Genomic DNA, 26,442 nt, shown 5'->3' with positions numbered 1-26,442 from the left:
TATCCGATGAACCGGCTCGACGAAATCCTGCCCTGGAATTGGCGGCCTTCCAACACCCTCCACTAAGCCCACGTGTAAGGAATTGACGCTTACGGTATTAAGTCGATCCTGTTGCCGCTGATCAACCACAGTCGAATTGTGAATACAACGTCCAACAGGATTTGCCAGGAATAGACTTGATATATGAGCATCACCCTATTTTGAGAGAGAGACCGCTAAGGAACTTAGTGCGCTCTGACAGATTGAAGTTAAGCCTGTCTTTGTAACCCTCTCATATTCCGGAGAATTCATGCTGTTGCCTCAAGGATCAATCGTGGCCGTCGCAGACGGAGAAAGTTCAGTCTGTTTCGCAATACTGGAGACGGAATAAACCCAGCGTTGACGGCGATGCCCGAACCGGAAATAGAAAGCGTAAATAAAGGAGCGGGCGCGCGCCATCAGAGTAACTTTGGAAACCCCGATGAAAGCCAAGCCGCGGAAGACGGTTTTGCCGGCGGAATCGCAAGCTTTCTAAATAAGCGCATTCTTGACGGAGAGATTTCCGATCTCCTTATTATCGCCGCCCCTCGCACCCTTGGCGCGCTTCCCAAGAGCTACCATAAAAAGCTGTTGGAAGTGCTTCGCGGCGAAATCTCGAAGGACCTAACTGGTCACACGTTGCACGATATCGAGAAGGCAATTGCTGCCGCCTAGAATTGCACTAGCCGCTGAACGGTGTGCAACGCCTTATGCGGGTAACTTATTTGGAGCCAGCGCTGTACTGCGGGCGAGATAATGTAGGCTGTCGCGAAGTTAAAATCGGCCAGAATGAGTACGCAATAAACTCGCTGTCTCCGTCACTCAATCTGGATCAGGTTCGCCGTGCCGTGCATTTCGTGAATATGCAATAAAGCCCAAACTTCGTACCTTGCCCTCGTTGACAGCGCTACTTTCTGATTATCTTTTGCTCGATTTGGGTACGCCGACAGCCTCTTGATCTATCGAGGCAAGTTGAGATGCGACACGCTGCAAACTAGTTCGAAGCGTTCGGAGATCTGATAGTGAATATCCGGCCCACATCGTCTCATAGATGTCGTCAGCCTCGCGGCGCATCCGTTTTAAGATCATCCGCGCCGCCGGCCGGAGATGGACGCGCCAGACCCTGCGGTCGGTTGCGGACGCCTTTCGCTTCACCATATCCAGTTTTTCAAGGTCGTCGATTGCCTGTCCAACGCTCGGCCTTTCAAGCTCCAGCAATTGCGCCAGTTCGGTCTGGTTGAGACCGTCGCTATGCTGCAGATGAATTAAAAGCCGCCATTTTGTCTGAGATAGGCCCATCGGCCGCATACGGGCATCGAAGGTACGCCTGAGGTTCCGTGTGATTTCACCTGCTGCGAATGCGATATCGTCCTTAATAACATTGCCGTCAGCCACTTTGGTACCGCTCCTTAAGAGATTGGAAGGCATCTTACAATAAGATTGCCTCATTACCGTTAAGTCCGCTTTGCCACACCGTCTAATCGAATCGGTAAGGGTTGATACGGATCGCTCAGAATACCAATTTGGGATACGATATAACATCTGCATCAAAGTATAAACGATGAAGCGCCCGACAGATCTGCCAACCAGTTTAGCCGCGACTGACAAACGACGTGTGCGGCGGCAACGCGTCCTGAAGCCGGGGACCATCGTGTTCAAAGGCAGCGGAAGTATTAGTTGCGTGGTGCGCAATATCTCAGATTCCGGCGCTTCGCTGGAGGTCATTAGCCCCATCGGCATTCCAGAAACATTTGAGCTGCACATCCAAGGCGAGCCTCTCCGCCGTGACGCTCATGTCGTATGGCGCAAAGAAAAGCGCATTGGCATAACGTTCGTGGAAGCCGCGAGCTACATCCGCTAGGCTCGGCGTTCAATCACTTGAATGAATCATCCTCCGAACACCCAAACCGACTTCCCGCTAGGAAAATCTACCCTGCTTGATTTGATTCTCTTGCGCAAAGGTGCGCCGGAGGGAGGCGCCGTCGGCAACGGCATGTTCAGCTGTGCGGCCACGCGAAACTTTACATTTTTGCAGAGGCACGAAGGCGGGCGGATGGCAAGCGGCCGTCGGTCGGAGGCGCATTGACCAAAATCCAGGCGTTTGAGCTTTCTCAAATCCGTACTGATAAAGTCCGCGCATATACTCGGCCTGGAACCCCAACGAGCTCGACTTCGGTATGTTGTCGACCAACTGAAAGTCACGCTCCACCTTGTAGTTTATGATGACATGACGGCCGACATTGCCGCGCGAGCTTCGGCGTCCGTGACGAAGACGCAGGTTCGCTCGATCTTACAGGAAACTTATGATTTTACCCGCCGCAACCGTTTCGGTTTCAACCTGACTTACATCGATAAGGACATATGACATATATCGCCAGCCGGAGGTCGCTCCCTGGGCTTGCCTTCTGAAGCAAAAATGCCTCCGGACCGTAGAACGGGCGCCGTCACGCCGCCGTCCACGTGCATCTCCTGGAATTGTTTCCCGTTCGCTTGCGCATCGATCAGCATCGGCGAAAACACTACCGGGATGCTTGCCGACGCCGCAACAACGTCCCTGAACAAACTCAGCGCTTTAGGCGATCCTACTTTCGCAATACGGCCCATATCCCAGATCACGGTGCGCTGGGTGTCGAGGTTGGTCGTGACAATGAATAATTTCCTTCCCTTGGCGTATTCCGCAGCGACCGAGACAAGCATTTCCTGATTGACATACTGCGCGACCAGTTCGCGCAGTCGGCTATTGCCTGAAAGGCCCCCACCAAAAAGTGCGTTGAGCACATTTGGCGTATCGATCAGGCTTGCGGCGACGCCGCTAGTATAGATATCGGGCAAGGTCTCGTCGTATTGCGGACCTAGAAAAGCGAACGGTGCGATCAGGGCACCCGTACTCACACCCGACACGATTAAAAACGTCGGACGCGTTCCCGATGCGGTCCACCCGTTGAGAACGCCGGCACCATATGCACCGTCCGCTCCTCCACCCGATAGCGCGAGATAGGTCAACGGACCCCTGCGATATGGCTGAGACGTGTTATCGATGAAGCTCGCCGCAGGCTCATCGGCGTATCTGCGCACGTCAGCCAGATTCAAGACCTGCGACGTTGTAGCATCGACCTCCGTATAGGGCGTTCGGGGAAGAGAGCTACATCCTGTCAGAAAAGCCAACGAGAGGACATACGCTGCATACTTCTGACGCCCTGGGCGCTGAATAAAGATCAACCGGGCGTTCCGTACGATTGCGGTCTCGCTTTATCGAGATCTCCAAACCCACAATCCGCTTGCCACGAATGATCTGCGCTATCCACTTTCTCAAGATAGTCGCGATGGATGCTCTGGATTGATTTACGTTCGTCGAATTTGACGCGCCAGCTACTTGGGGATCCTTTGCTGACAATGAAACCTTCGCGATCGCCGTATTTAGGATGTCGCGCTCTCCCGCGCGAGCTCATTCTGACCCGGTCACCTACCGCCAGCGACTGACCCTCCGACAATACAGCAAGGGCTTGGTTGGTCATCCAGCCAGCATTTTTCTGGTGCGGATCACATGTTTCGTTCGTTCCGCCGCGCTGTTCTGTCTGTATCCAGGCATGGCCATGATCGGTTGCGCAAGACATGTCATGCACTTTCATCGGTAATTCAGGCGGAAAAATAGGTCAGCGTGTTCTTGTGCCATTGAGAAAAAGTTCGACCGCCTTACGTCTGCGCACCTCTTCCTCCGCAGGAACGACCGCGATACCGAAAAGTGCGAGTCTCTTGGCGTGACCGAGTACAAGATTGAGAAAAAGGTCCGCCTCGACTGCCGGGTCATCGGCCTTTATCTGGCCAAGTCTCCCAAAATGACGCAGCAGCGTTGCAACGCCCCGGACGGCGCGCAGCCATCCTTCTTCATGCGCCAACGTGGCCAATTCGGGGAATCGCATCGCCTGCGCCGCCACAACCCGCTGTAACATTGCGACGTCGGGCGTCATCGAATGCGCCAGCATGTCAAGGCTAAGCTGATGCAGGGTCTCCTCAACGCTCTCAACGCCGGTCGCCTTCATTTGGCTTTCGGCGGCAGCGGATATGGGAGCCAGCCAAAGCCTGATCCTGCTGCACAGCACGGCGGCGAACAGATCGCGCTTGTCCTTGTATCGATTGTAAACGGTGGGCTTGCTTACGCCCGCCGATTCCGCGACGGCATCGATCGATGTGCCGTCAAAACCCCGCTCCATGAATAATGTCGTGGCGATGTCGAGCAGCCGGGCATCTCGGCGCACTGCTTCCTCGCGGGTTGGTCGCCCTCCCGATTTCTTCCGCTGCAACGCAGCAGAATGGGGCAAATCAGCATCTCTTTGCGTGTTCGTCACAATTTTCCTTGCAGATCCGAACGCCGATTATATAAACGATACAGTATAGTTTCTTATGAGGCTAGTCATGATTCATTGTCCCAGGACCTTCTCCGAGGACGCTGCCGGCCAACAAGTCCCGAGCTTGGGCTGTTTTTTCACAACCACCAAACGCCATTCACGAGATCGGCATTCCGGTCGGGTCCGAAGCGATTCCAAGAAACAAAAATCGCGCGGCCTGCCGGAGTGCTGCACGACAGCTGATCTGGAAACGCCCGTAAGGACAGCGTCGTGACGCGGCCGGTCAGCGGATTGCAGTCCCATCCGCAGACCGGCCGTTTCTTCGTCCAGGGTTCGAGCATTTCGTTGCTATGGGACGAGACCGGTGAGTGAAACAGTTCGTCCACGCGTCGGGCGCTATGCCGTGCAGGTCGTGCTTATTTCGATGCTTGGCATGATTGCCGCGTTGGTCGCGATCTTCATCTGTCTTCTCTTGTGAACGAGAGAACGAATTCGCCGGACCGATGGCCTTTCTGGATTCATATCGCGCGAAGTTTAAAGTAAGCGTCCGCGATGGCCATTTGCCGTTTCGGAGGCTCACTCCATTACTACTGCATGATCACTTCCTGTTGCCGGCGAAGCACCCCGCAGCAACAGCAACAGCGGAATGGCTGCGAGGCTCAGGATCATCATGAGTTTGAAATCGTTCATGTAGCTAATGATCGCGGCTTGCTTCTGGATCACAAGATCCAAAGCCGCACGACCGCTCGCCGTCCAGGGGCTTAGAACCTTCATCACCGCGCCATCGTTGAACGCACGATTAACCGCAGTCACATGACTTCCGATGGTTGCGTGGTTGATCTGATTGTTCCTGACCAACAAATAGGAAACAACAGAAATTCCGACGCTCGATCCCACGTTGCGCGAAAGATTGTACAGACCCGTGGCGTCCGCACGGCTCTCGGGCGCGAGCGTCGCGAATGTCACGGTGGTGAGCGGGACGAACAAAAATCCCAGCCCGGCCCCCTGGACAAAACCGGTCACCGCGATGGTCCACTGCGAAACGTCGGGGGTCCAACCGGTCATGTCATACATCGCCCATGCGGTCAGCAGCAGGCCGGTCATGAGCAAAAACCGTGTATCGACTTTGCCGATCAGGCGGCCAACCATGAACATGCAGACCATGGTGCCCAATCCTCGTGGGCCCATAACGAGCCCAGCGGTGACGACGGGATAGCCCATCAGCGTCTGGAGATAGGGTGTCATCAACGCCATCGACGCCAGGTAGGTCACGCCGACGATGAAAATAAAAAACATTCCCACCGCGAAATTGCGGTCGAGAAACAATCGCGGATTTACGAATGATCGCTTTGCCGTGAATGTGTGGACGAGGAAGATGTAGAACGCCGACGCTGCGACAACCGCTTCGATTAAAATCTCGAATGACGAAAACCAATCAAGCTGCGAACCCCGGTCGAGACACACCTGCATAGCCGCAATGGCGACGCTCAAGCTGCCGAAACCGAGCCAATCCAATTTTGTCTCGGCAGCGATCTTCGTTTCGTTCATGTAAAGCGAGATGCCAAGGAATGCGAGCGCCCCGATGGGAACGTTAATGTAGAACACCCATCGCCATGACATATGGTCGGTCAGCCATCCGCCGATTACCGGCCCGAGCACCGGCCCGACCATGACCGATACGCCGAATAGCGCCATCGCGGAGCCGCGCTCCTCCGGAGTGTAAATGTCGAGCAGGATCGATTGCGCAATAGGCACAAGCGCTGCGCCGAACATTCCCTGCAACAGACGGAATGCGACAATCTGAAACAGCGATTGCGCGATTCCGCAGAGCACGGACGCCACAACGAAGCCGGTGATTGCAACCATCAACACACGTTTGCGGCCAAACCTGTTGGCGAAGAATCCCGAAGGCGGGGTCATGATCGCCGCGGCCACGATGTAGGATGTCAGCACCCAATTGATCTGATCTGCACTGGCCGATACGCTGCCCTGCATGTAGGGCAGCGCCACGTTGGCAATCGTTGTATCAAGCGCCTGCATGATCACGGACAGAATGATGCAGGCCGTAATCGCCGCCCGGTTGGCCGTGTGCTGCGTGGCTGCGTTGCCGGTCGGCATATCAGGCTCCCGAACCGCCAAACATCGCGCTGAGAAAATACGGGAAGCCGCGCGGATGACCGGTGTCGATGCTCAGTGCCACGCTCATACCCACGCGCAGCGGCGGTTTGCCAGGCGCGTTCTCGACGCGCACACGCATCGGAATGCGCTGCACCACCTTGACCCAGTTGCCGCTGGTGTTTTCCGCAGGCAGCAGCGAGAAGCTCGATGCCGATGCCGGACTGATACTGTCTACCGTGCCGTTCCACTGGAAACCCGGATAGGTGTCCACTTCGATCACCGCATGCTGACCCGGCCTGACATAGGTCAGTTCGGTTTCCTTCGGACTCGACTGAACCCAGACGTGATCGGACGAGACGATGTTGAAGGCCGTGGTGGCGGCTGCCATGTACTGGCCGGGTTGCAGCGACGGCACGTTGGTCACGATGCCGGCAAACGGCGCGCGCACAGTCGTGTGCGCAAGCTGCCGCGCCGCTTCGTCGCGCGAGGCAAGCGAATCCTTGTAGCGCGGATGATCCTCGACCGGGGCATCGGGGTCCCCGTTGAGATTGGCCGCGATGCCGGCCAGCTGTTGCGTCAGCGAGGCAAGCTTTTGTTGGGCGCCCTGCAGTGTATTGCGGGCGGCGTCGAACGAGGCCTGCGGGGTGAAATTGTTGGCGATCAGCTGCTGCTGGCGCTTGAAGTTGACTTCGTTGAAATCAACGTCCTTCTTGGCCTGCTCGACCTGACTCTGCATGTTGCGGTAACTGGTCTGGAGCGCGATAAGGTCGTTACGCGTGTTGCCAACCTGCGCCTCGGCCTTCTGCAGCGCAAGACGGAAGGGTAAATCATCCAGTTTGAACAGCACGTCGTCTTTCGCAACGGTCTGGTTATCTTTCACCAGCACCTCTCGCACGATTCCGGACACGTCGGTCGACAATCCGACCATGTCGGCCTGAACATAGGCGTTGTCCGTCGACATCACGGCGCCGCCGGTGACATAAAAGTATGTGGCAACCACCAGCGCCACTGGCAGAAGAGCGAACATCAAAGGCCGCTTCAGCGATTTCCTTGGCGATTTAGGCCCTTCGTCGGACTCCGGCGGCGGCGTCCGGTTTTCGCCCGGCGCTTTCAACTCCGGCCGTTGAGCGCCCGGTGCATTTACGGTCTCGACGCGACGATTGAGCCAACGCATCTTGTCGTCGCCGATTAAACTTTCGTTGTCGCTCGGATTAGCCATGGCTTGCTCTCTTTTGAGTGACGACCGGCGCCTCGCATGCGTGCGCCAGATTGGCCTTCAGCATTTGCAGTGTGTTCAACAAATGCCGAGTGTCCGCTTCTGACAACCCCGCCAGCGCCTCACCGCGCGTCATGTCCCCGAGTCGGCGCACCTGTGCCAGCGCCGGACGCGCGGCGGGCGTTAGACGAAGAATCCATGCCCTGCGGTCGATGGGATGCGGCAGCCGTTCGACCAGTCTCTGCGTTTCGAGCTTGTCAACAATTCGCCCTAGAGTGACCGCCTCAATCTCCAATAGGTCGGCAAGCCCGGTCTGGTTGATCCCTTCGTTCTGGGCCAGATAGGCGAGCACCTGCCATTGCGACCTAGTCAGCCCCGAGCCGCGCGCGTTCTGCTCGAACCTGCGGCGCAAAAGCCGGGCGACATCATGCAGTAAAAACCCAAGTGTCGGGGAATTTGCTTCCATCAGGCCGCTCCAATATAGTAAGCGTGCTTACTATATGGTGACACAACGGTTTGGCAAGGGTGCGGGAAAAATTCTGGCACGAGAGATTATTGCGTCGCACCCGGGAACTGAATGGGTCCAGAAATCTTACGCTTAGGCCGACACAGGAGTTTTCGATGAAAACCACGATCATCTCAATGACGGTTGCAGCACTAACAATGCTTGCAGCAACGGCATCTGCGCAAGCAGGACCTTTCAAGCAGTTTGACGGATCATGGTCGGGAGCGGGAACGGTTTCGCTGGCCAACGGGTCTAAGGAAAAAATTCGTTGCCGGGCAAATCACAAAGCAGATGAAACAGGCGACAAACTGACACTGGCGCTTCGATGCGCGAGTGACAGCTACAAATTCGATCTCAGCAGCGACGTTTCAAGCCAGGCTGGAGCATTGTCGGGAACCTGGAGCGAAGCAAGCCGCAACATCCATGGCAACCTGCAAGGCCGTGTCGATGGGGGACGAATTACCGTTTTTGTCGAGGCTGCCGGCTTCGCTGCGAACCTCTCAATCATCACACGCGGCCAACAACAGTCCGTTTCCATCACTTCCAAGGGCGAGATCCGCAGCGTGTCAATTACGATGGTGAAGGCCTAGTTGATTGTGAGATATTCGAACCGGCATCGCCTCGGACTCCACTAGGGCGTGTCTTCAGTTGAGGAGCATAGTACCAGCGACCAATTGAATTGCGGCGAGGTAATTTCTGGCGAGCTTGTCATATCGGGTGGCGATGCCACAAAATTGCTTGAGCTTATTGAAGAAGCGCTCGACGAGGTTGCGTTCGCGGTAAAGCGCGAAATCACATCGGCGCTGAATCTTGCGGTTGGCTTTGGGCGGGATCACGGCTGTGATGTCGCGTGCCGCGAGCGTGATCCTGACCCATCTAACTGGTCCATGTTGAGGGCAATTTTTTCGGGCATTCTGAACCCCATGGAGGGAGGATGCCATGAAGCGAAAGCGGTTTTCGGAGGAGCAGATTGCCTTTGCATTGAGGCAAGCTGAGAGCGGCACGACGATCGAGGAGATCTGCCGCAAGATGGGGGTGTCGGAGCCGACATTCTATCGCTGGAAGAAAGTCTACGCCGGCATGGGTGTGGCCGAGATCCGACGGCTGAAGCAGCTTGAGGATGAGAACACAAAGCTGAAGCGTGTGGTGGCGGATCTGACGCTGGACAAAGCGATGCTGCAGGATGTCTTAAGAAAAAAATGGTGAGGCCCGCCGTCCGACGCGAGATCGTGCATCATCTTCAGAAGGTCTACGATATCGGCGAACGACGGGCCTGCAAGGCGACCGGCTTCCATCGCTCTTCGCAGCGTTACAAGTCGCGCGGCGATCCACAAACTGAACTGCGCATTCGGTTGAGGGACCTCGCGGCCAGTCGCGTACGTTACGGCTATCGGCGTCTTCATGTGCTGCTTCTGCGCGAAGGCTACCGTTTGAACCACAAGCGAATCTATCGGCTCTATCGCGAAGAAGGGCTCTCCATCAGGTCCAAAGCCCCGAAGCGCAAGCGAGCCTGGCGCTATCGTTCAGGTCGGCCAGAGATCGCAGACCAGAACCAATGCTGGGCGATGGACTTCATGTCGGATGCGCTGTTCGACGGCCGCTCATTCCGGCTTTTGACGGTTGTCGACTGCCACACACGAGAATCACTTGCGATCGTTCCGAGAGCGAACTTCAAGGCCTTCCAGGTCGTCGATGTTCTTGAGCGGCTGGCAAAGGAGCGCGGCAAGCCAAAAACTGTTCGCTGCGACAACGGTCCGGAGTTTGCCGGCAGGATGCTCGATCAATGGGCCTATCTTAACGGCATTGAGATCGAGTTCTCCAGGCCAGGAAAGCCAACCGACAATGCATTTTGTGAAGCCTTCAATGGTCGCGTACGTGCAGAGTGTCTCAACGCATCATGGTTCCTGTCGATGGCAGACGCCACCGACCGGATCGAAGAATGGAGGTGCCACTACAACAACGACAGACCCCATACCTCGCTTGGCAACTTGACGCCGAACGAGTTCGCACGACAAACTCAAACAGTCCGAGAAATTGCCTAGAACCTGGACCACAAAACGGGGCAGCTCCAAAATGGCACCTTGCATTCATCCTAGCCGGCCGTGAATTTGGGGAGCGGCACCATCGGTCCACAGCATCACGCTATGCGTACGCTTATTCTGACAGGAGCAGATAACAAAACGATATGTGTTGTTTTTTGATTGTCAACGATTTGCACATCGGTAAGAATCCGCAAGTTGATGGCGTTTCAAACCGTTAACGGTCCCCCAGCGCCCTTACTGCCTTTGCGGAAAAGCCCGTAAGGAGCATGCGAATGGAGAGACGCAGGCGCCGGTCCTGCTCTTTTGGATCAATCGCGATACCGTAATGCACGAAACGCGTAGTGTGACCCATCACTATGTTGAGAAAATTTTCCGCTGCAATCTCCGAATCGAACAATTCCAAAACGCCTTCGGCGACAAGATGGTCAAAAAAGCGCGCCGTGGTTTTAACAGCTTTTGACCACCCTTCCTCATGTGCCAATAACGCAAGCTCGGGGAAGTTAGCCGCCTGTGCCGCGAGGATTCGGCGGACAGACGCATGACGCGCTCCGCTGGTGATCGCTTGTAGCTTGCGGCCGAGATCGATTAATGTCCTCTCGACAGACGCCTTAGAGCGCGCGCTGACCGGCATTTCCGCTGCGGTAGCGAGGGGGGCAAGAAATTGCCCTATCTGTTGCCTTAGCACTGCGCTGAACAGGCCCCGTTTATCCTGATATTGCGCATAGACCGTCGGCTTGCTCACATGCGCAGCCTCAGCGACTGCATCTATAGATGTCGCATCGAACCCGCGCTCTAGAAACAGTGCCGTGGCTACAGCAAGGAGATGCTGGTCACGCAACGCTGCAGCGTCCCTTGTGGGGCGGCCACCACTGAATTTTCGCTTCACCGCCTGTCTAGGCTTCGCTGCATAGTGATTAGCGCCCATGCCTAGGGATCCCGCTTGTTGTTTGAGTGGCGTTTGCCGGTAATCGATATCGTGCTTCGCGGCCGGGGTCATCGGCTTTTCATCGGGATACCGTGAAAATGTCGAGAATATTGCGACTTTGTTACACCCCACGCCTTTATCTGGAGGGTTACCCTGGAGGGGTGCCCGTCCAAGCATGATCGCCACGCGCCTTTTCGTAGCCGTATTGGTAAAGCCCGCGCATATAAGTCGTATCGAAGCCTGGCGACGAAGGCGAAGGGATCTTGCGATCGATAAAAGTCAGGTGGAAGTCTAGTCGATTGCGACGAGCAAACTCATAAGTTGAAAAAACAATGGACCGAGTTTGGGATTTCGTAACCGAAGAGATAGCGCGCGACGCAACATCAATTGTACTATTCGGGACAAGCTCGAAGTCCCGTTCTAACTTGTTGTTCAAGAGAAGATAAATGTTGAGCCGATGACCTGCGGGAAGTGAACGCCCCTCCAATAAAAACGCATCGGGTAACGTCAGGATCGGTGCCGTGACGCCACCATCGACGTGCATCTCCTGGAACTCTTTACCATCAGCCTTCGCGCTTATCAAAATCGGCGGGAACACGAGCGGTATGCTCGCAGATGCAGCCATGACATCACGAAAGAGGCTGAGTGCTTCGGCCGTCCCAACCTCGGCGATACGGCCCATATCCCAAATCGCTGTGCGCTGAGTATCAAGGTCGGTCGTCGCGACAAGCAATCGTCGGCCCTTAGCGGATTCCTCGGCGACGGCCGCCAGAGCCTCTTGGCCGACATAGCGAGCAACAAGCTCCCGCAATCGGGTATTGCCGAACAACCCTGCCCCAAACAATACGTGCAGAAAATTGGGGCTGTCGACGAGTCTTTCCGCTATGCCGCTTGTATAGACTTCCTGCAGCACGTCATCGTAGTCAGATCCAAGGAAAGCTAACCCCGAGCATTTTGTGATCCGAACCGTTCGATAAGAGCCACAAGATTGCTCACAATCCGCTCGACTTCGGCGGCGAACGGAGCGTGTGTGGTGGTACGCAAAAAGAGCACCCTGATGACCGATGTCGCCGCAAATATCGTGGTCGCCCCGCACTCGTAACGGAAATCCGCGGCAAGCTGGAAGAAACTCTTAGTATCGCGAAAGCCGCAGAAAGCTGCGCGCGCGATGGCAGCGTGGATCGCGCGGTACAGATCCTGATGGACTTTGAGGGCCTGGTGCATGAGGCACGGGACCTGTTCAAGGCAGCGCTGACAATCAAACGCAACCTGTTTGCTGAGACCGCATAGTCAGCGTTTTCCCTAGCTGGGACCCTCCCCCCGCCCTCGCATTGCGATCGGCGGGCCGGGTCAGTGGCAGCACCCGATGTTGCCGTTGACCCACAGGAGATTCCATGAACATCCAGAAAGCTAAAGGTACTGCCCGCAAAGCAGGTGTAACGCGCAAACCCGCTGTCACGGTACGACAACCATCGAAGGTGGTAAAAACAACTCGTTCAGACAAGGCAGCACGCTCCCGCGTTCGAGGCGTCGCTGAACAGCCCTCCGCACGCTCCTTCGAAACTGCCCCTCAGTCGAAGCCAGCCAAAGGACCTTCTCTCCACCCCGCAGTGGCAAAGCCCGCACGCGACTCTTCAAAGCAAGCCACTGTGCTCACGATGCTGCGCCAGCCAAAAGGCACGACCATTGCCGACATTATGAAGGCGACCGGCTGGCAGCAGCATTCGGTGCGCGGCTTCTTTGCTGGGGTCGTCCGCAAACGACTGAGTTTGAATCTGGTGTCAGATAAATCCGGCAGCGAACGATCGTACCGGATCGCCGACCACAGGCCATCCCAGAAGGTATGAGCGACATATCGAGTAAGAGCGAAGCGGCGCTTGAGGCAGAGATCGAACAGATCCGATCTCTGCCGGTCGATCAGCTTCGGATAATTTGGCGGCAGACGTTTAAATCGTCCCCACCGTCCGCGTTCGGCAAGGACATGTTGGGGCGCATGATCTGCTTCCACATGCAAGAGAAGGCGCTCGGCAGTTTAAGCCGGGCGTCGCAGCGAATTTTGAACGACATCGGACGGGGTAAATCCGCGGTCGAAACAGCGCAACGACGCTTGAAGCCCGGCACCGTTCTGGTTCGAGAATACCAAGGCGAGCGGCATTCAGTGGTCGTGGCATCGGACGGATTCGTCTGGAGGGAGGAAACCTATGCCAGTCTCTCGATCATCGCGCGCCTGATCACCGGCACCAACTGGAACGGTCCAAAATTCTTTGGCCTGAGATTGGGCATCAGCGAAGTGGACAAAACAGAGAAGGCAGCGCGGAGTTCTCCTCGTCGCGGCAGGGGGAGCGCCCGATGACGCCTCAATCGCCAAAACGGCAGCGCTGCGCGATCTACACCCGAAAATCCACCGAACATAACCTCGACCTTGAGTTCAACTCACTCGATGCGCAGCGGGAAGCCTGCGAGGCCTATATCAAGAGCCAGGCCCATGAAGGCTGGCGACTCATTCCCGATCATTTTGACGATGGCGGACTCTCGGGCGCGTCCCTCAACCGACCGTCGCTGCAACGATTGCTCGACGACGTGCGCGATGGCAAGATCGACATCATCTTGGTCTATAAGGTCGATCGACTGACACGCTCGCTTGCCGACTTCGCCAAGCTGGTCGAACTGTTCGATCAGCACGGCGTTTCCTTTGTCTCGATTACCCAGTCGTTCAACACCACAAGCAGCATGGGCCGCCTGACCCTTAACGTGCTGCTGTCGTTTGCCCAGTTCGAACGAGAGGTCATTGGCGAGCGGGTTCGGGACAAGATCGCGGCGTCCAAGCGTAAGGGGTTGTGGGTGGGCGGACCCGTGCCGCTCGGCTATGCCACTGAGAACAAGAAGCTTGTTGTCGTTCCGGCGGAAGCGAAAATCGTACGTCTGATTTTTGCATTGTATCTTGAAGCCGATTCAATCGCAGCTCTTGCTGAAGTCCTGGAGCGCAAGGGAATCCGGACAAAAATCAGGCCTCTGTCGAATGGAGAAAGCCGGGGCGGGATTCCATTCGGCGTCGGTGCCCTCGCCCATTTGCTGCGTAATCGATTTTACACCGGCGAGATCGATTATCGTGGTGAGATCCACGCTGGAGAGCACGAGGCCATTCTCGACCATGCGCTTTTCGACAACGTTCAGGAAAAGCTGACGAAGAACACGGTCGATCGTGCAATGCGCCTCAAAGGTTCACCTGCGCTCCTGATGGGGCGTATTTTTGATGACATCGGCAATCGGATGACGCCGAGCCATTCAAACAAACGCGGCGTGCGATACCGGTATTATGTCTCACACGCATTAATCCAGGGACGCAAACGTGATGCAGGCTCCGTCAATCGCGTTCCTGCAACCGAGATAGAAAACCTCGTCCTGCAGGCGGTTCGGCAGAATTTATCCAGCTGCAATCCGGACGCTCCCTCGGATCAGGAAGCTATCATTGCGCATATTGAAAAAATAGTCGTGAGACGGGAGGTCCTTGAGATCAAACTTCTTGAGACCGAATCCGCATTAAGGAACACCATTCCAGGAATTCGCAAAACAAAGGACTCGCCATCAGCAAGCTCAAATACGATCTCAATCCCCTGGACCGCCAAAGTATTCTCCGCGGTGAAAGGAATCGCTTACGCACCGGATCCGACCGGTCCTACATTGACCCCGGACACGCGTGACGCGCTCCTGAACGCGATTGCCAAGGCGCGGCAATGGGTCGGCGACATGACGTCGGGACGTGTGAAATCATTCGCAGACATCGCCACAAAAGAGAAAAAGGTTGAACGTCACATCCGCCTGCTTGCGCCGCTTGCGTTTGTCGCGCCATCCATCGTGCAATCAATCATCGAAGGGACGGCGCCTGCCAACCTCACAATCACCGAACTGGCAAAATCGTCCGTGCATTCCTGGCGCCAACAACACCACCTGCTAAAGGTCAGTTCAAAACGTTGATGTAAAAATCGCCGACACAACACATTTAGTGACGTTCACCAGTGTGCCTGCGGTCATGACCGTCGAGCCGAACTGGAAGCTGGGCTCACTTCCAGCTGGTGCGCGGGCCAATCACCCCTGCAATTGCTCACTCAGCACTTTGAGTGCCGCCTTCGCGCTCAAATCGCTATTTCAAACCCGGTCTCACGCGAAAACGAACCAGTCTCAGCGGTCCAAGACGTCGAAATTCGGATATCAAAAATCGACGCCAGAGATTTATGTGTCAAACAGCCTCCAATGGGAGACCGACGCGGCCGAATCCGTCGCAGAGACCGGTCCGATGCCCGCTAACCCGCTGAAAAATAAAGCGCTCTTAGGCAGAGCCAGTTTCTATCCGAGAGACTGAACTGGCTGGCTGGGGAACTAGGATTCGAACCTAGACAAACAGAGTCAGAGTCTGTTGTGCTACCGTTACACCATTCCCCAAAGGATTTCAACCACTTAGAAAGTGGTTTTATGAATCGCGGTCAAGCGATCTGCCAATCCCGTTCGCGGTTCGCCCTTATGGCGCTGTCGCCTGATCTAGTCAACTGCAACAGGACCTTGGCGTGGCGACCAGAGAGCGCTGACCGGCCGACGCAGTCAAAGGCTGGCGCGAGGTATTATATTGCCTCATACTCAAACGAGCCGGCAGTCCGCCGGCGATTTGAGGGAGGCTATAGTGAAGCGAGTATTTGCGATTATTGCCACCATCTGCCTGGCCTTTGTTCTTCCTGCGACGGCAGGGACACAACAGATTTTCCCGCCCAAGAATGCGAGTCCGGTCTTGTTTGCGCCCTACGCTGTTCCTGTAACTGCGGAGAGCCGGGTGCAAAAATTGCTGCCACAGAAAGACATGGCCGCGACCTGCGCAGCCCGATATTGCCGCGTCGATAGCGACTGCGGCAGCGGATGCGATTGCGCCCACGGCTCGCTGTGCGGCACCGGCCATCATCCTGAGCATGAAGAGCCTGCGCTCTAATGAAAATGGCCCGCTCCGCGCCAAGCCGGGCGGGCCATCAGCCAGACGAACAGGTCCACCCGGACAGAACTGCCCACGCCTCACTCCGGACAACGGCGCCGCCAGCAACAATGCAAGGTAAACAGACGCTTAATTTCTGACCGGTGCAAATTCCGGCGGTCGCCATCCAATATAAAAATACCCCTTGAATCATCGGGTCTTAGCGGCCCCGGGGCGCCCTCCGGTGCGCCGGCCAATGCCGCGGATGCGCGCAAAGCCGCCAGGCTGTTTAACAATTCCTGCAACAAGCCTTTGTACAGTCGAGGGAAATCCGCCCCTCACGACAGGCTATCCATGTTGACTTCACCCCAGCCCGCCTCGCTCGGACGTGTCATCTCGGTGCGCGGTTCACAGGCGCGCGTCGGCCTGATGGCCACAAGCCAGATCAACGATTCCAACGTCCGCGCCACCGTCGGTCAGTTCTTCGGCATTCGCACGTCCACGACGATTATCGTTGCGATGATTACCGAGGTCAGCCGGGAAAACCTGCCGACGACAGACAACTATATCGCGATCGCCTCCGTCGACCTGCTCGGCGAAATCGCCGCTGGTCCGTCGGGGCGATTTCAACGCGGTGTCACAAGCTATCCGACTATCGGCGATCTGGTCGACGTTCTCACCAATCAGCAACTGCGCACGGTCTATGCACCGTCGAAAGCCGAGCAGATCAACGTCGGCACGTTGCAGCAGGATCCCTCGGTTATCGCCTATGTCGACGTCGAGGAAATGCTGAGCAAGCATTTCGCCGTGCTCGGCTCCACCGGCGTCGGCAAATCCAGCGGCGTGTCGCTGCTGCTCAACGAAGTGCTGCGCGTTCGGCCGAACCTGCGCGTGTTCCTGCTCGACGTGCATAACGAATATGGCCGTTGCTTCGGCGACAAATCGCTGGTGCTCAACCCCCGCAATCTGAAGCTGCCGTTCTGGCTGTTCAATTTTGAAGAGTTCGTGGACGTGATCTTCGGTGGACGCCCGGGCGTTCCTGAAGAACTCGAAGTCCTCGTCGAACTGATTCCGGTGGCGAAGGCGACCTATATCCAATACCAGAACACGGATCGCGTCGGCCTGAAGCGCATTGACCCGAAAACTGTCGGTTACACCGCCGATACACCTGTGCCTTATCGGCTGGTCGATCTGATTTCGCTGATCGACGAACGCATGGGCAAACTTGAAAACCGCTCGTCGCGCATTGTCTACCACAAGCTGATTACGCGCATCGAAACCGTGAAGAACGATCCGCGCTACGCCTTCATGTTCGAGAACGCCAATGTCGGCGGCGACACGATGGCGGAAGTCATCAGTCATCTGTTCCGCATGCCGGCGAATGGCCGTCCCATGACCGTGATGCAGCTCGCCGGCTTCCCCGCCGAAGTCGTCGATTCCGTCGTTTCGGTCTTGTGCCGCATGGCCTTCGATTTCGGACTGTGGAGCGATGGCGCCTCGCCACTTCTCTTCGTCTGCGAGGAAGCGCACCGTTATGCATCCGCCGACCGTGGTGTCGGCTTCGGCCCAACGCGCAAGGCCGTATCCCGCATCGCCAAGGAAGGCCGCAAGTATGGCGTCCATCTGGCGCTGATCACACAGCGTCCGGCGGAACTGGACGCAACGATCATCTCCCAGTGCAACACGCTATTCGCGATGCGGCTCGCCAACGACCGCGACCAGGCCTTGCTGCGCTCCGCTGTCTCCGATGCCGCCGCCAACCTGCTGTCATTCGTGCCATCGCTCGGCACCCGCGAAGTGCTGGCCTTCGGCGAAGGCGTTGCGTTGCCGACACGGCTTCGCTTCAAGGAGGTCCCGGTGCATCAGTTGCCGCGGAGCGAGGCAACCATCGCGACGACACCCTCAACGTTCGGCGGTCATGACATCAATTTCGTCAGTTCCGTGCTGGAGCGCTGGCGTGGCGCGACCTCACACCGCGAAACGCCGAACGATCCGACATTCGACCGCAGCCCTGGATTTGACCGAAGCCTTGGCATGGATCGGCCTATTCCGCGTGTCCCGGAAGCGCCGCTGCTGCAACCCTCGCTCGGTCTCGATCCGGACCGCTTCTCGCTTCTGAAGAAGCCGCTGCGTTAAGGCAGACGTAGCCCTGCGTTGCGCAGGCGGACGCTTGCGCCGGTGCTATCCTCGATTATGGTCCATGCAGACATTCCGTTGCCTGCACTGGACACCGCCATGACCACACCGCCCATCAGCCGCTTCCCTGTTCCCGCACTCGATACGCTACCGGACGACATCCGCACCCGGATTCTCGGCGTGCAGGAGAAATCGGGCTTCGTGCCGAACGTGTTTCTCGCGCTGGCCTATCGGCCGGACGAATTTCGCGCGTTCTTTGCCTACAACGACGCTCTGATGGAGAAGGACGGTGGCCTCAGCAAGACCGAGCGCGAAATGATCGTGACCGCGACCAGCGCCGCCAATCAATGTCACTACTGCGTCGTCTCGCACGGTGCAATCCTGCGCATTCGCGCGAAGAACCCGCTGATCGCGGATCAGATCGCCAACAACTACCGCAAGGCCGATATCACACCGCGTCAGCGCGCCATGCTGGATTTCGCGATCAAGGTTTGCCTTGAAGCACAAAAGACCTCGCAGCAGGATTTCGACACCTTGCGCGGTCATGGCTTCAGCGACGACGATATCTGGGATATCGCGGCGATCGCCGCGTTTTTCGCGCTGTCGAACCGTATGGCGAGCATCACCGAGATGCGGCCGAACGACGAGTTCTATATGATGGGCCGCGTGCCGAAGGCGTAAACGGCCCCCGAGCTAGAGGCCTGTTGCAGTGCTTGACTGGTGGGACATCATCCTGCGGCTCGGCGTCGCGACGCTGGCGTCGGGAGTTATTGGCCTGAACCGGGATCTGCACGGCAAGCCGATCGGCCTTCGCACGCTGGGTCTCGTCGGCCTTGCCACCGCAACTGTCGTGCTGCTCGCAAGCCCTGCGGCGCTGGAAGCCGGGCGGCTGTCCGACGGAACAAGCCGGGTCATTCAGGGGCTGCTGACCGGAATCGGATTTCTCGGCGCGGGCGTAATCGTCCACGCCGATCAGTCGAAGGTAAGGGCCTCACCAGCGCTGCCTGCGTCTGGTTCACGGCTTGTATCGGAATTGTATGCGGTCTCGGACTGTGGCGGCTGGTCCTTGTCGCCCTTTTGATCGCACTGCTGCTCCTTGCGCTCGGCGGCCCGATAGAGCGCGCCGTGCATCGCATTCTCCGCGGCGAGCCTGACCAAAACCCGGAAGACTAACTGCCCCCTGATCGCGCCGCAGGTCCAGCCGATAGATTTCGTTCCTTCTATCCTTTTTGATATTGCGGGGCTATCGTATCGCCCAAGAAACGTGGCGGGAAAACCGCCCTGCGCGTGCTGATTTGGGACTGTTGCCGATGATTGAAGGCGAGCATCGCATACTGAAATATCGCCCCCGCACCCATACTCCGCTGCCCGCGCTTCAGCGTGCGGGACATCTGGCGCCTGACCTGTCCCGCTATGAAATGCCGCGCGAGAGCCGTGACGATTACCGGCAGCGCATGGTCGCCAATGCCGCCGCAATTGGCTTTACGGCCCTCCTGACCGGCCTCGGCGTCTGGCTCGCGATAACTCTCGCCGATCTGCGCAACGCCCAGGATTGCGTCCTGATGGGCCGGCGCGACTGCGCCCATATTTCGGCTCAGAAGATCGATCTGATTCGCCACAACTAGCCTCGAAAACCGGTTCCCCTCCGGCCCCGCTGCGCCATTGAACTCGCCTCACCGCTCCGTTATACGGGGATTCAACCCGTCCTGAGAGGGTCGTGGCATCTGTTCCAAGCCCGCGACCCACGCCAAAAAGTGGCATTTTCTCAAAAATCTCAAAGGTTTAGCATGTCGTCTACATTCGATCAGGTCGCCACGATCATTGCGGAAACGTGCGACATTCCCCGCGACACGATCACTCCGGAAAGCCACGCCATCGACGATCTGGGCATCGACAGCCTCGACTTCCTCGACATCGCTTTCGCCATCGACAAGGCATTCGGTATCAAGCTCCCGCTGGAAAAGTGGACCCAGGAGGTCAACGACGGCAAGGCGACGACCGAGCAGTACTTTGTTCTGAAGAACCTCAGCGCGCGCATCGACGAACTGGTCGCCGCCAAGGGCGCCTGACGCGCCCGGCCATGCAGCTCGAATACTTCCAGATGGTGGACCGCATTACCGATCTCGACATCGGTAAGCGGACCATTTGTGTCGAGTCGCAGGTCCCGCAAACCAGCCCGGTCTTCGAGGGGCACTTCCCCGGCTATCCGTTAATGCCCGGCGTGCTTCTGACCGAAGCCATGGCTCAGACCTCCGGCTGGCTTCTGATCGCGCTTTTGAAGTTCGAGCGCATGCCCTTCCTGGCCAGCGTCAAGGAAGCCAAGATGCGCGACTTCGTGAAGCCCGGCGAATTGCTGACGATTGATGCCAGCCTTGTTCATGACGGCTCCGGCTTCGCCGTGACCGACGCCAAGGTCCACGTTGCCGGCAAGATGAAGTGCAACGCGACGCTGACCTTCCGGCACACCCCGTTTCCGCATCCCGATTTGCGCGTCCACATGGAAGCCATGGCCAAGCGGATCGGCTTTCCCGAACAGGTCGCTCATGGCTGAAACTTCCCCATCGCGTGAAGCCTGGATCACAGGCATCGGCCTTGCGACCTCGCTTGGCGAAGGACTGGATGCACATTGGGCCGCGCTGCAGGCCAAGACGGTGAATGTCGACGAGACGACGTTCGCGCCCTACATCGTCCACCCGATGACGAAGCTGAGTTTCGACGCGCAGATCCCCAAGAAGGGCGATCAGCGTCAGATGGAAGCATGGCAGCGCATCGGCACCTATGCGGCCGGCCTTGCCCTCGACTCCGCGGGCGTCAAAGGCAATGCCGAGATTCTTTCGCGCATGGACATGATCGTCGCCGCCGGCGGGGGTGAACGTGACCTTGCCGTCGACTCATCGATCGTCAACGCGAACATCCAGGGCAACGCGAATCCTGCGCTGTTCAACGAGCGGCTGATGAACGATCTGCGGCCGACGCTGTTTCTGGCGCAATTGTCCAACCTGCTCGCCGGAAACATCTCCATCGTCCATGGCGTGACCGGATCGTCCCGCACCTTCATGGGCGAGGAAGCAGCCGGTTTCGATGCCGCGCGGATCGCACTGGCGCGGATCGCCTCCGGCCAGAGCGACATTGCCCTTGTGGGCGCTGCACAGAACAGCGAGCGCAAGGAAATGCTGATGCTCTACGAGTTCGGCGACTTCAACCTGAAAGACAAGTTCAAGCCGGTCTGGGAGCGCGACAACGGCTTCGCGCTCGGGTCCGGCGGCGTGTTTCTCGTGATCGAGTCCAAAGAGCACGCGCTCGCGCGCGGCGCCAAGCCTTACGCGAAACTCACCAACGTCGTCTCCGATCATGCGCGGCGCAAGACCACTGGCGATGTCACCGCATCGCTCGACGGCCTGTGGTCGAAACTGAAGCCGGACTCGAACGCTGCGATCATCACCGGCGCGACCGGTGCCGCCCCTGTCACCGGTGAAGAACGCGCCTTCCTTGAAAAGCACCGCGATGTGCCCGTGCGCAGCACCGGCACCGCCTTCGGTCATGTGGTCGAAGCGCAGTTTCCGCTTGGCCTCGCGCTGGCGGCCCTCTCGCTCTCCCGCGGCGGCCTGTTCCCGGCGAACGATAATAGCGGCGTCGAGATTGAAACGACCAAGGCGCCATCCCAGATTGTTGTGATCGGGGCCGGTCACTGGCGCGGCGAAGGCATGGCGCTGGTCGAAGCCGTTTAGGCGGGGAAACACACGATGGCGACTCGCGACAAATTCGGACGGCCTATTGTTGTTGTCACCGGCATGGGCGTCGTGACCTCTCTCGGCGCCGGCAAGGCCGATAACTGGGCGAAACTGACTGCGGGCGAATCCGGTATCCGCACCATCACCCGTTTTCCGACCGATGGCCTCAAGACGACAATTGCCGGGACTGTCGACTTCATCCCGGTCGAGCCGTTCTCCTCGACATCGCTTTCGGAGCGGCTGGCCGATATGGCTGTCGAGGAAGCCGTTGCGCAGTCCGGCATCGGCAGCAAGGGCGACTTCCCCGGCCCGCTGTTTCTCGCGGTCGCCCCCATCGAACTCGAATGGGAGCCGCGCAACGACATCGCGCGCGCAACCGGACTGGATGCAGGCATCGACTACGACGCACTGCTCAAGGTCAGCGGCAATGGCCGCTTCACCGGTCTGCATCGCCGCTTCCTGTTCGGCTCCGTGGCCGACCATCTGATCGAGACGTTCGGCACCAAGGGCTCTCCAATTTCGCTGTCGACGGCTTGTGCCTCGGGCGCAACCGCGATCCAGCTCGGTGTCGAAGCGATCCGCCGCGGCGAAACCGATGCCGCGCTCTGCGTGGCAACGGACGGCTCGGTGAATGCGGAAGCGCTGATCCGCTTCTCGCTTCTGTCGGCGCTTTCGACCCATAACGATCCGCCGCAAGCGGCTGCACGTCCGTTCTCGAAGAACCGCGACGGCTTTGTGATGGCCGAAGGCGCAGGCGCGCTCGTGCTGGAAAGTCTCGAGTCCGCAACCGCGCGCGGCGCGAAGATTCTCGGCGTCGTCGCAGGATGCGGCGAGTTGGCGGACTCCTTCCATCGCACGCGCTCGAGCCCTGACGGCAAGCCGATCGTCGGCTGCGTGAAGAATGCGCTGTCGGACGCCGGTATGGGGATCGAACAGATCGACTACATCAATGCCCACGGCACCAGCACGCCGGAAAACGACAAGATGGAATATCTTGGCATCTCCACGGTGTTCGGCGAGCGCGCGCAGCAGATTCCCGTCTCGTCCAACAAGTCGATGATCGGACACACACTGTCGGCAGCAGGCGCTGTGGAAGCCGTGGTCTCCCTGCTTACGCTGGAGAACCAGCGCATCCCGCCGACCATCAACTACGATGTGCCGGATCCGGCCATTCCGTTCGATGTGGTGCCCAACAAGGCGCGCGACGCGCGCGTGACCGGGGTGATGTCGAACTCATTCGGTTTCGGCGGTCAGAACGCTTCCCTGATCCTCACCCGCGAGCCGGTCTGAAGGCTCGCGGTAAGGGGTCCGGCGGTTGACGGCCTGCGCCGAACCGGCGATACCGACGTCCAATTCTGCAAGAAAAATCAGCCTTCCAGGACGCCTTGATGCGCGCGCTCACCCTCGTTGCCGACCGCCAGCTTGTGGTCGCGGATGCACCGCCTCCCCCTCCGCCCGGCGCGGGCGAGGTGCAGATCCGCGTCAAGGCCGTCGCTCTCAACCATATCGATGTGTGGGGCTATCGCGGCATGGCTTTCGCCAAGCGCAAGCTGCCGCTCGTGGTTGGCGCGGAAGCCTCGGGCGAGATTGCCACGGTCGGCGCAGGCGTCACGCGCTTCAGGCCGGGACAGAAGGTCGTGATGTATGGCGCGCTGACCTGCGGCACCTGTCCGGCATGTCAGGCAGGCCGCGACAATCTCTGCGAAAATGTCGCGGGTATCATGGGCTTTCATGTCGACGGCTTCGCGCGCGAACTGATGAACCTCGATGAGCGGCTGGTCATTCCCGTTCCGGATGGTGTCTCGGACCGCGACGCAGCCTGCGCGCCGATTGCCTATTCGACCGTCCAGCACATGCTGTTCGACAACGCCAGACTACTGCCCGGCGAAACCGTGCTGGTTCATGCCGGCGGCTCCGGCATCGGCACAGTGGCGATCATGATGGCCAAGGCGATCGGTTGCACCGTCATTACGACTGTCGGCGACGACTCAAAGATCGAAGGCGTGAAGAAGCTCGGTGCCGATTACGTCATCAACTATCGCAAGGATCGTTTTGAAGGCGAGACGCGCAAGATCACAAAAAAGAAGGGTGTCGACGTGGTGTTTGAGCACGTCGGCGCGGACACCTTCAACGGCTCGCTGCTCTGCATGAAGCGCGGCGGACGGCTGGTGACCTGCGGTTCGACCTCCGGCCCCACCACCACGATCAATTTGATGCAGCTGTTTCAGCAGCAATACCGCATCTTCGGGTCGTTCGGCGCGACCATCAGGAATATCGCTGACAGCCTCGACAAGATGGCACAAGGCATGAAGCCCGTGATTGATACCGAAGTCCCGATCAGCGATGTAGAAACCGCGCTGAAGCGAATGGAAAGCCGGCAGGTGTTCGGCAAGATCGTCGTGACTTTCTGATGCGCCGCGTCCTCCTCCGCACCCGAGCGATCCTGCGCGATGCGTTCAAACCCGTGACGGACGCCATGGTCGGCGCGATTGCGGTCGGCCTGCTGCGCGCGACCCGCTATTTCGATCCCGACAAGACCGCCAATTTCTTCGGCTCGGTGACACGCACCGTGGGTCCGTGGCTGCGCGAGCACAAGATCGGCCGCGCCAACCTGACCGCGGCCTTTCCGGAAAAGTCACCTGCCGAGATCGACACGATCCTGATGGGCGTCTGGGAAAATCTCGGCCGCGTCGGCGCGGAATTCGCACATATCGACCATCTGTGGGATCTCAATCCCGACAACTGGGAGAGCGGACGCATCGAACCGGCTCCCGGCAGCATCGAGAAATTCGTGGCGCTGCGTGACGATGGCAAAGGCGCATTGATCTTCGCGTCGCATCTCGCCAACTGGGAGTTGCCTGCCCTCGCCGCCCCGGCTTACGGTCTCGAATCCGCCGTGCTGTTCCGCCGTCCGAACATCGCGGCTGTTGACCGCGCGGTTCAGGATATCCGCTCCGTCAACATGGGCACGATGGTCGCGACCACGCACGATGCGCCGTTACGTCTGGCGCAGGCGCTGCAGAATGGTGTCCATGTCGGCATGCTGGTGGATCAGCATTTCGGGCGAGGCGTTGATATCACATTCTTTGGGCGAAAGACGAAAGCCAACCCGCTCCTCGCGCGTCTTGCCCGGCAGATCGAAGTCCCGATTCACGGCGTCCGGATCATGCGCCTTCCGAATCACCGCTTCCGCATCGAGATGTCGGACGAGGTGAAACCGGTGCGCGATGCCGACGGCAAGATCGACGTGCAAGGCACCACACAGGCCATCAACGGCGTGATCGAGGGATGGGTCCGCGAACATCCAGAGCAATGGCTCTGGCTGCATCGCCGCTGGCGATAGTCATCGCCCGGTCTTCACCCGCGTCCACAGGCGATTGATGATGCGCTGGGTGGCGGGATCGCGCGCGGTGATCACGAAGAGGCGCTTCAGCGTCGCATCGTCCGGATAGATCGTCTTGTCGTTCATGATCTTCGGGTCGATCAGCTTCTGGCTGGCAAGGTTGCCGTTGGCATAGGACAGATAGTCCGAGTTCTTCGCAGCGACATCCGGCCGGTAAAGATAGTTGATCAGTTCGTGCGCCTCGGCGACATTCTTGGCGTCCGCCGGGATGGCGAAGTTGTCGAAGAACATCTGCGCGCCCTCTTTCGGGATCGTATATCCGATCTCGACGCCGTTCCTGGCTTCTGCGGCGCGGCTTTGCGCCTGCTTGATGTCGCCCGACCATCCGACCACGAAACAGATTTCGCCGGTGGCGAGCGCGTTCAGATATTCGGACGAGTGAAACTTGCGCACATAAGGCCGCACCTTGCTGACAAGCTCCGCGGCCTTTTCGAGATCGGCCTGCTTGGTCGAATTCGGGTCGAGACCAAGATAGTTCAGCGCCGCCGGCAGGATGTCGTCCGCGGAATCCAGCATGTGAATGCCGCAATCCTTGAACTTCGCAAGGTTCTCCGGAACGAACACGGCAGACCATGAATCGAGTTTCGCCTCAGGCCCAAGAATTTCCTGCACTTTCTTGACGTTGTAGCCGATACCGGTGGTGCCCCACATGTAATTCGCGGCGAAAGCGTTGCCGGGATCATAGATCGCGAGGCGTTTGGTCACCTCGGGCCATGCGTTGGCGAGATTGGGGAGCTTCGACTTGTCGAGCTTCTGGAAAATGTTGGCCGCGATCTGACGCTGCAGGAAATAGGCTGTCGGCACTACGACATCGTAACCTGACTTGCCTGCGAGAAGGCGCGTCTCCACGGTTTCGTTGGCGTCGAACGTGTCGTACGTGACCTTGATGCCGGTTTCCTTGGTGAACTCCTCAAGAACACCGGGGGCCATATAGTTCGACCAGTTGTAGAAATTGACGCTGCGCTGCTGCGCCTGTGCCAACGGCGCGCTAGCAGAAAGAAAGCCTGCAACGGCCGCCGCGACGGCCAGCCCCCTTTTCATGTCGACA

The 26,442-nt window shown here is 58.1% G+C and carries 27 protein-coding genes, 1 tRNA gene and 3 pseudogenes; 19 read left to right on the top strand and 12 right to left on the bottom strand.

The window, feature by feature from the left end; all coding sequences use genetic code 11:
- Nucleotides 1-387 precede the first annotated feature (387 nt).
- Entirely contained in the window at nucleotides 388-693 is a 306-nt protein-coding gene (locus HMPREF9696_RS02215) for a baeRF12 domain-containing protein (RefSeq protein ID WP_002711313.1), read from the top strand.
- A gap of 243 nt (nucleotides 694-936) precedes the next feature.
- Here the strand turns inward: HMPREF9696_RS02215 and HMPREF9696_RS02210 are convergent, their stop codons facing one another.
- Nucleotides 937-1,413 carry a MarR family winged helix-turn-helix transcriptional regulator gene (locus HMPREF9696_RS02210; RefSeq protein ID WP_157169985.1) on the bottom strand — a complete coding sequence of 159 codons (477 nt, stop codon included), beginning with the start codon at nucleotides 1,411-1,413 and terminating at the stop codon, nucleotides 937-939.
- Between the two features lie 166 nt (nucleotides 1,414-1,579).
- Here HMPREF9696_RS02210 and HMPREF9696_RS02205 point away from each other — a divergent pair, with 166 nt between their 5' ends.
- Nucleotides 1,580-1,879: a PilZ domain-containing protein gene (locus tag HMPREF9696_RS02205; RefSeq protein WP_051053198.1), complete on the top strand. Its 300-nt coding sequence runs from the start codon at nucleotides 1,580-1,582 to the stop codon at nucleotides 1,877-1,879.
- Nucleotides 1,880-2,361: 482 nt separating this feature from the next.
- On the opposite strand, the gene HMPREF9696_RS02200 is transcribed toward HMPREF9696_RS02205, so the two are convergent.
- From HMPREF9696_RS02200 to HMPREF9696_RS02180, 6 genes are all read right to left on the bottom strand, one after another.
- Nucleotides 2,362-3,021 carry a patatin-like phospholipase family protein gene (locus HMPREF9696_RS02200; RefSeq protein WP_430642280.1) on the bottom strand — a complete coding sequence of 220 codons (660 nt, stop codon included), beginning with the start codon at nucleotides 3,019-3,021 and terminating at the stop codon, nucleotides 2,362-2,364.
- A gap of 212 nt (nucleotides 3,022-3,233) precedes the next feature.
- Nucleotides 3,234-3,647 carry a hypothetical protein gene (locus HMPREF9696_RS21995; RefSeq protein WP_245259188.1) on the bottom strand — a complete coding sequence of 138 codons (414 nt, stop codon included), beginning with the start codon at nucleotides 3,645-3,647 and terminating at the stop codon, nucleotides 3,234-3,236.
- A 24-nt stretch (nucleotides 3,648-3,671) separates the two neighbouring features.
- A complete protein-coding gene (locus HMPREF9696_RS02195; RefSeq protein WP_245259187.1) occupies nucleotides 3,672-4,364 on the bottom strand; it encodes a TetR/AcrR family transcriptional regulator in 693 nt (230 codons plus the stop codon).
- Nucleotides 4,365-4,940: 576 nt separating this feature from the next.
- A complete protein-coding gene (locus HMPREF9696_RS02190) occupies nucleotides 4,941-6,482 on the bottom strand; it encodes a DHA2 family efflux MFS transporter permease subunit (RefSeq protein ID WP_002711309.1) in 1,542 nt (513 codons plus the stop codon).
- 1 nt (nucleotide 6,483) lies between these two features.
- The gene (locus tag HMPREF9696_RS02185; RefSeq protein ID WP_002711308.1) at nucleotides 6,484-7,701 is read right to left on the bottom strand and encodes an HlyD family secretion protein; all 1,218 of its coding nucleotides are present in this window, start codon (nucleotides 7,699-7,701) and stop codon (nucleotides 6,484-6,486) included.
- Nucleotides 7,694-8,164 (bottom strand): MarR family winged helix-turn-helix transcriptional regulator, encoded by a 471-nt coding sequence (locus HMPREF9696_RS02180; RefSeq protein WP_002711307.1) that lies wholly within the window; start codon nucleotides 8,162-8,164, stop codon nucleotides 7,694-7,696. The genes HMPREF9696_RS02185 and HMPREF9696_RS02180 overlap by 8 nt, the downstream gene beginning before the upstream one ends.
- 155 nt (nucleotides 8,165-8,319) lie before the next feature.
- On the opposite strand from HMPREF9696_RS02180, the gene HMPREF9696_RS02175 reads away from it, so the two are divergent.
- Nucleotides 8,320-8,793 carry a hypothetical protein gene (locus tag HMPREF9696_RS02175; RefSeq protein ID WP_002711306.1) on the top strand — a complete coding sequence of 158 codons (474 nt, stop codon included), beginning with the start codon at nucleotides 8,320-8,322 and terminating at the stop codon, nucleotides 8,791-8,793.
- 54 nt (nucleotides 8,794-8,847) lie between these two features.
- Here the strand turns inward: HMPREF9696_RS02175 and HMPREF9696_RS02170 are convergent.
- Nucleotides 8,848-9,063 (bottom strand): annotated as a pseudogene (locus tag HMPREF9696_RS02170) (transposase); the annotation flags it as partial.
- A gap of 79 nt (nucleotides 9,064-9,142) precedes the next feature.
- On the opposite strand from HMPREF9696_RS02170, the gene HMPREF9696_RS02160 reads away from it, so the two are divergent.
- Nucleotides 9,143-10,245 (top strand): IS3 family transposase gene (locus tag HMPREF9696_RS02160; protein WP_085946800.1). Its coding sequence is split into 2 segments (ribosomal slippage): nucleotides 9,143-9,389 and nucleotides 9,389-10,245, totalling 1,104 coding nucleotides; the frame shifts between segments, so codons are not numbered across the junction.
- 214 nt (nucleotides 10,246-10,459) lie between these two features.
- On the opposite strand, the gene HMPREF9696_RS02155 is transcribed toward HMPREF9696_RS02160, so the two are convergent.
- Entirely contained in the window at nucleotides 10,460-11,242 is a 783-nt protein-coding gene (locus HMPREF9696_RS02155; protein WP_245259186.1) for a TetR/AcrR family transcriptional regulator, read from the bottom strand.
- Nucleotides 11,243-11,318: 76 nt separating this feature from the next.
- Nucleotides 11,319-12,110: pseudogene (locus HMPREF9696_RS02150) on the bottom strand (patatin-like phospholipase family protein); the annotation flags it as partial.
- 86 nt (nucleotides 12,111-12,196) lie between these two features.
- Between HMPREF9696_RS02150 and HMPREF9696_RS21120 the strand changes: the two are divergent.
- The 4 genes from HMPREF9696_RS21120 to HMPREF9696_RS02135 all read left to right on the top strand — a co-directional run bounded on the left by HMPREF9696_RS21120 (nucleotide 12,197) and on the right by HMPREF9696_RS02135 (nucleotide 15,145).
- Nucleotides 12,197-12,460: a hypothetical protein gene (locus tag HMPREF9696_RS21120; protein WP_245259279.1), complete on the top strand. Its 264-nt coding sequence runs from the start codon at nucleotides 12,197-12,199 to the stop codon at nucleotides 12,458-12,460.
- Nucleotides 12,461-12,564: 104 nt separating this feature from the next.
- Complete coding sequence (locus HMPREF9696_RS21115) at nucleotides 12,565-13,017, top strand: DUF3489 domain-containing protein (protein WP_002711301.1); 453 nt, start codon at nucleotides 12,565-12,567, stop codon at nucleotides 13,015-13,017.
- Nucleotides 13,014-13,523, top strand: coding sequence for a DUF2924 domain-containing protein (locus HMPREF9696_RS02140; protein WP_002711300.1), 510 nt, complete (start codon nucleotides 13,014-13,016; stop codon nucleotides 13,521-13,523). The genes HMPREF9696_RS21115 and HMPREF9696_RS02140 overlap by 4 nt, the downstream gene beginning before the upstream one ends.
- Nucleotides 13,520-15,145: a recombinase family protein gene (locus HMPREF9696_RS02135; protein WP_002711299.1), complete on the top strand. Its 1,626-nt coding sequence runs from the start codon at nucleotides 13,520-13,522 to the stop codon at nucleotides 15,143-15,145. The genes HMPREF9696_RS02140 and HMPREF9696_RS02135 overlap by 4 nt, the downstream gene beginning before the upstream one ends.
- A 391-nt stretch (nucleotides 15,146-15,536) precedes the next feature.
- Here the strand turns inward: HMPREF9696_RS02135 and HMPREF9696_RS02130 are convergent.
- Nucleotides 15,537-15,610 (bottom strand) — tRNA-Gln (locus HMPREF9696_RS02130).
- 235 nt (nucleotides 15,611-15,845) lie between these two features.
- On the opposite strand from HMPREF9696_RS02130, the gene HMPREF9696_RS21530 reads away from it, so the two are divergent.
- The 11 genes and pseudogenes from HMPREF9696_RS21530 to HMPREF9696_RS02080 all read left to right on the top strand — a co-directional run bounded on the left by HMPREF9696_RS21530 (nucleotide 15,846) and on the right by HMPREF9696_RS02080 (nucleotide 25,334).
- A complete protein-coding gene (locus HMPREF9696_RS21530) occupies nucleotides 15,846-16,145 on the top strand; it encodes a hypothetical protein (protein WP_157133473.1) in 300 nt (99 codons plus the stop codon).
- A gap of 333 nt (nucleotides 16,146-16,478) precedes the next feature.
- Nucleotides 16,479-18,260, top strand: a complete 1,782-nt coding sequence (locus HMPREF9696_RS02125) for an ATP-binding protein (RefSeq protein ID WP_002711298.1) — start codon at nucleotides 16,479-16,481, stop codon at nucleotides 18,258-18,260.
- Nucleotides 18,261-18,359: 99 nt separating this feature from the next.
- Entirely contained in the window at nucleotides 18,360-18,941 is a 582-nt protein-coding gene (locus HMPREF9696_RS02120) for a peroxidase-related enzyme (RefSeq protein ID WP_002711297.1), read from the top strand.
- Nucleotides 18,942-18,969: 28 nt separating this feature from the next.
- Nucleotides 18,970-19,433: pseudogene (locus tag HMPREF9696_RS02115) on the top strand (MgtC/SapB family protein).
- 137 nt (nucleotides 19,434-19,570) lie between these two features.
- Complete coding sequence (locus tag HMPREF9696_RS02110) at nucleotides 19,571-19,885, top strand: hypothetical protein (protein WP_002711295.1); 315 nt, start codon at nucleotides 19,571-19,573, stop codon at nucleotides 19,883-19,885.
- 162 nt (nucleotides 19,886-20,047) lie between these two features.
- Nucleotides 20,048-20,329, top strand: a complete 282-nt coding sequence (locus HMPREF9696_RS02105) for an acyl carrier protein (protein WP_002711294.1) — start codon at nucleotides 20,048-20,050, stop codon at nucleotides 20,327-20,329.
- A gap of 11 nt (nucleotides 20,330-20,340) precedes the next feature.
- Nucleotides 20,341-20,811 (top strand): 3-hydroxyacyl-ACP dehydratase FabZ family protein, encoded by a 471-nt coding sequence (locus tag HMPREF9696_RS02100; RefSeq protein ID WP_002711293.1) that lies wholly within the window; start codon nucleotides 20,341-20,343, stop codon nucleotides 20,809-20,811.
- On the top strand, nucleotides 20,804-21,988 hold the full coding sequence (locus HMPREF9696_RS02095; RefSeq protein WP_002711292.1) for a beta-ketoacyl-ACP synthase: 1,185 nt from the start codon (nucleotides 20,804-20,806) through the stop codon (nucleotides 21,986-21,988). Before HMPREF9696_RS02100 ends, HMPREF9696_RS02095 begins: the two co-directional genes overlap by 8 nt.
- 15 nt (nucleotides 21,989-22,003) lie before the next feature.
- Nucleotides 22,004-23,281: a beta-ketoacyl-ACP synthase gene (locus HMPREF9696_RS02090; protein WP_002711291.1), complete on the top strand. Its 1,278-nt coding sequence runs from the start codon at nucleotides 22,004-22,006 to the stop codon at nucleotides 23,279-23,281.
- Nucleotides 23,282-23,379: 98 nt separating this feature from the next.
- Nucleotides 23,380-24,402 carry a zinc-binding dehydrogenase gene (locus HMPREF9696_RS02085; RefSeq protein ID WP_002711290.1) on the top strand — a complete coding sequence of 341 codons (1,023 nt, stop codon included), beginning with the start codon at nucleotides 23,380-23,382 and terminating at the stop codon, nucleotides 24,400-24,402.
- Nucleotides 24,402-25,334: a lipid A biosynthesis lauroyl acyltransferase gene (locus tag HMPREF9696_RS02080; protein WP_002711289.1), complete on the top strand. Its 933-nt coding sequence runs from the start codon at nucleotides 24,402-24,404 to the stop codon at nucleotides 25,332-25,334. Before HMPREF9696_RS02085 ends, HMPREF9696_RS02080 begins: the two co-directional genes overlap by 1 nt.
- Here the strand turns inward: HMPREF9696_RS02080 and HMPREF9696_RS02075 are convergent, their stop codons facing one another.
- A complete protein-coding gene (locus tag HMPREF9696_RS02075; protein ID WP_040301088.1) occupies nucleotides 25,335-26,435 on the bottom strand; it encodes a polyamine ABC transporter substrate-binding protein in 1,101 nt (366 codons plus the stop codon).
- Nucleotides 26,436-26,442 lie beyond the last annotated feature (7 nt).

The organism is Afipia clevelandensis ATCC 49720 (assembly GCF_000336555.1).
In the GTDB taxonomy this organism is placed as follows: Bacteria; Pseudomonadota; Alphaproteobacteria; order Rhizobiales; family Xanthobacteraceae; genus Afipia; species Afipia clevelandensis.
Note: the sequence above shows the minus strand (reverse complement) of the source record. Positions and strands in the feature narration are given on the sequence as shown.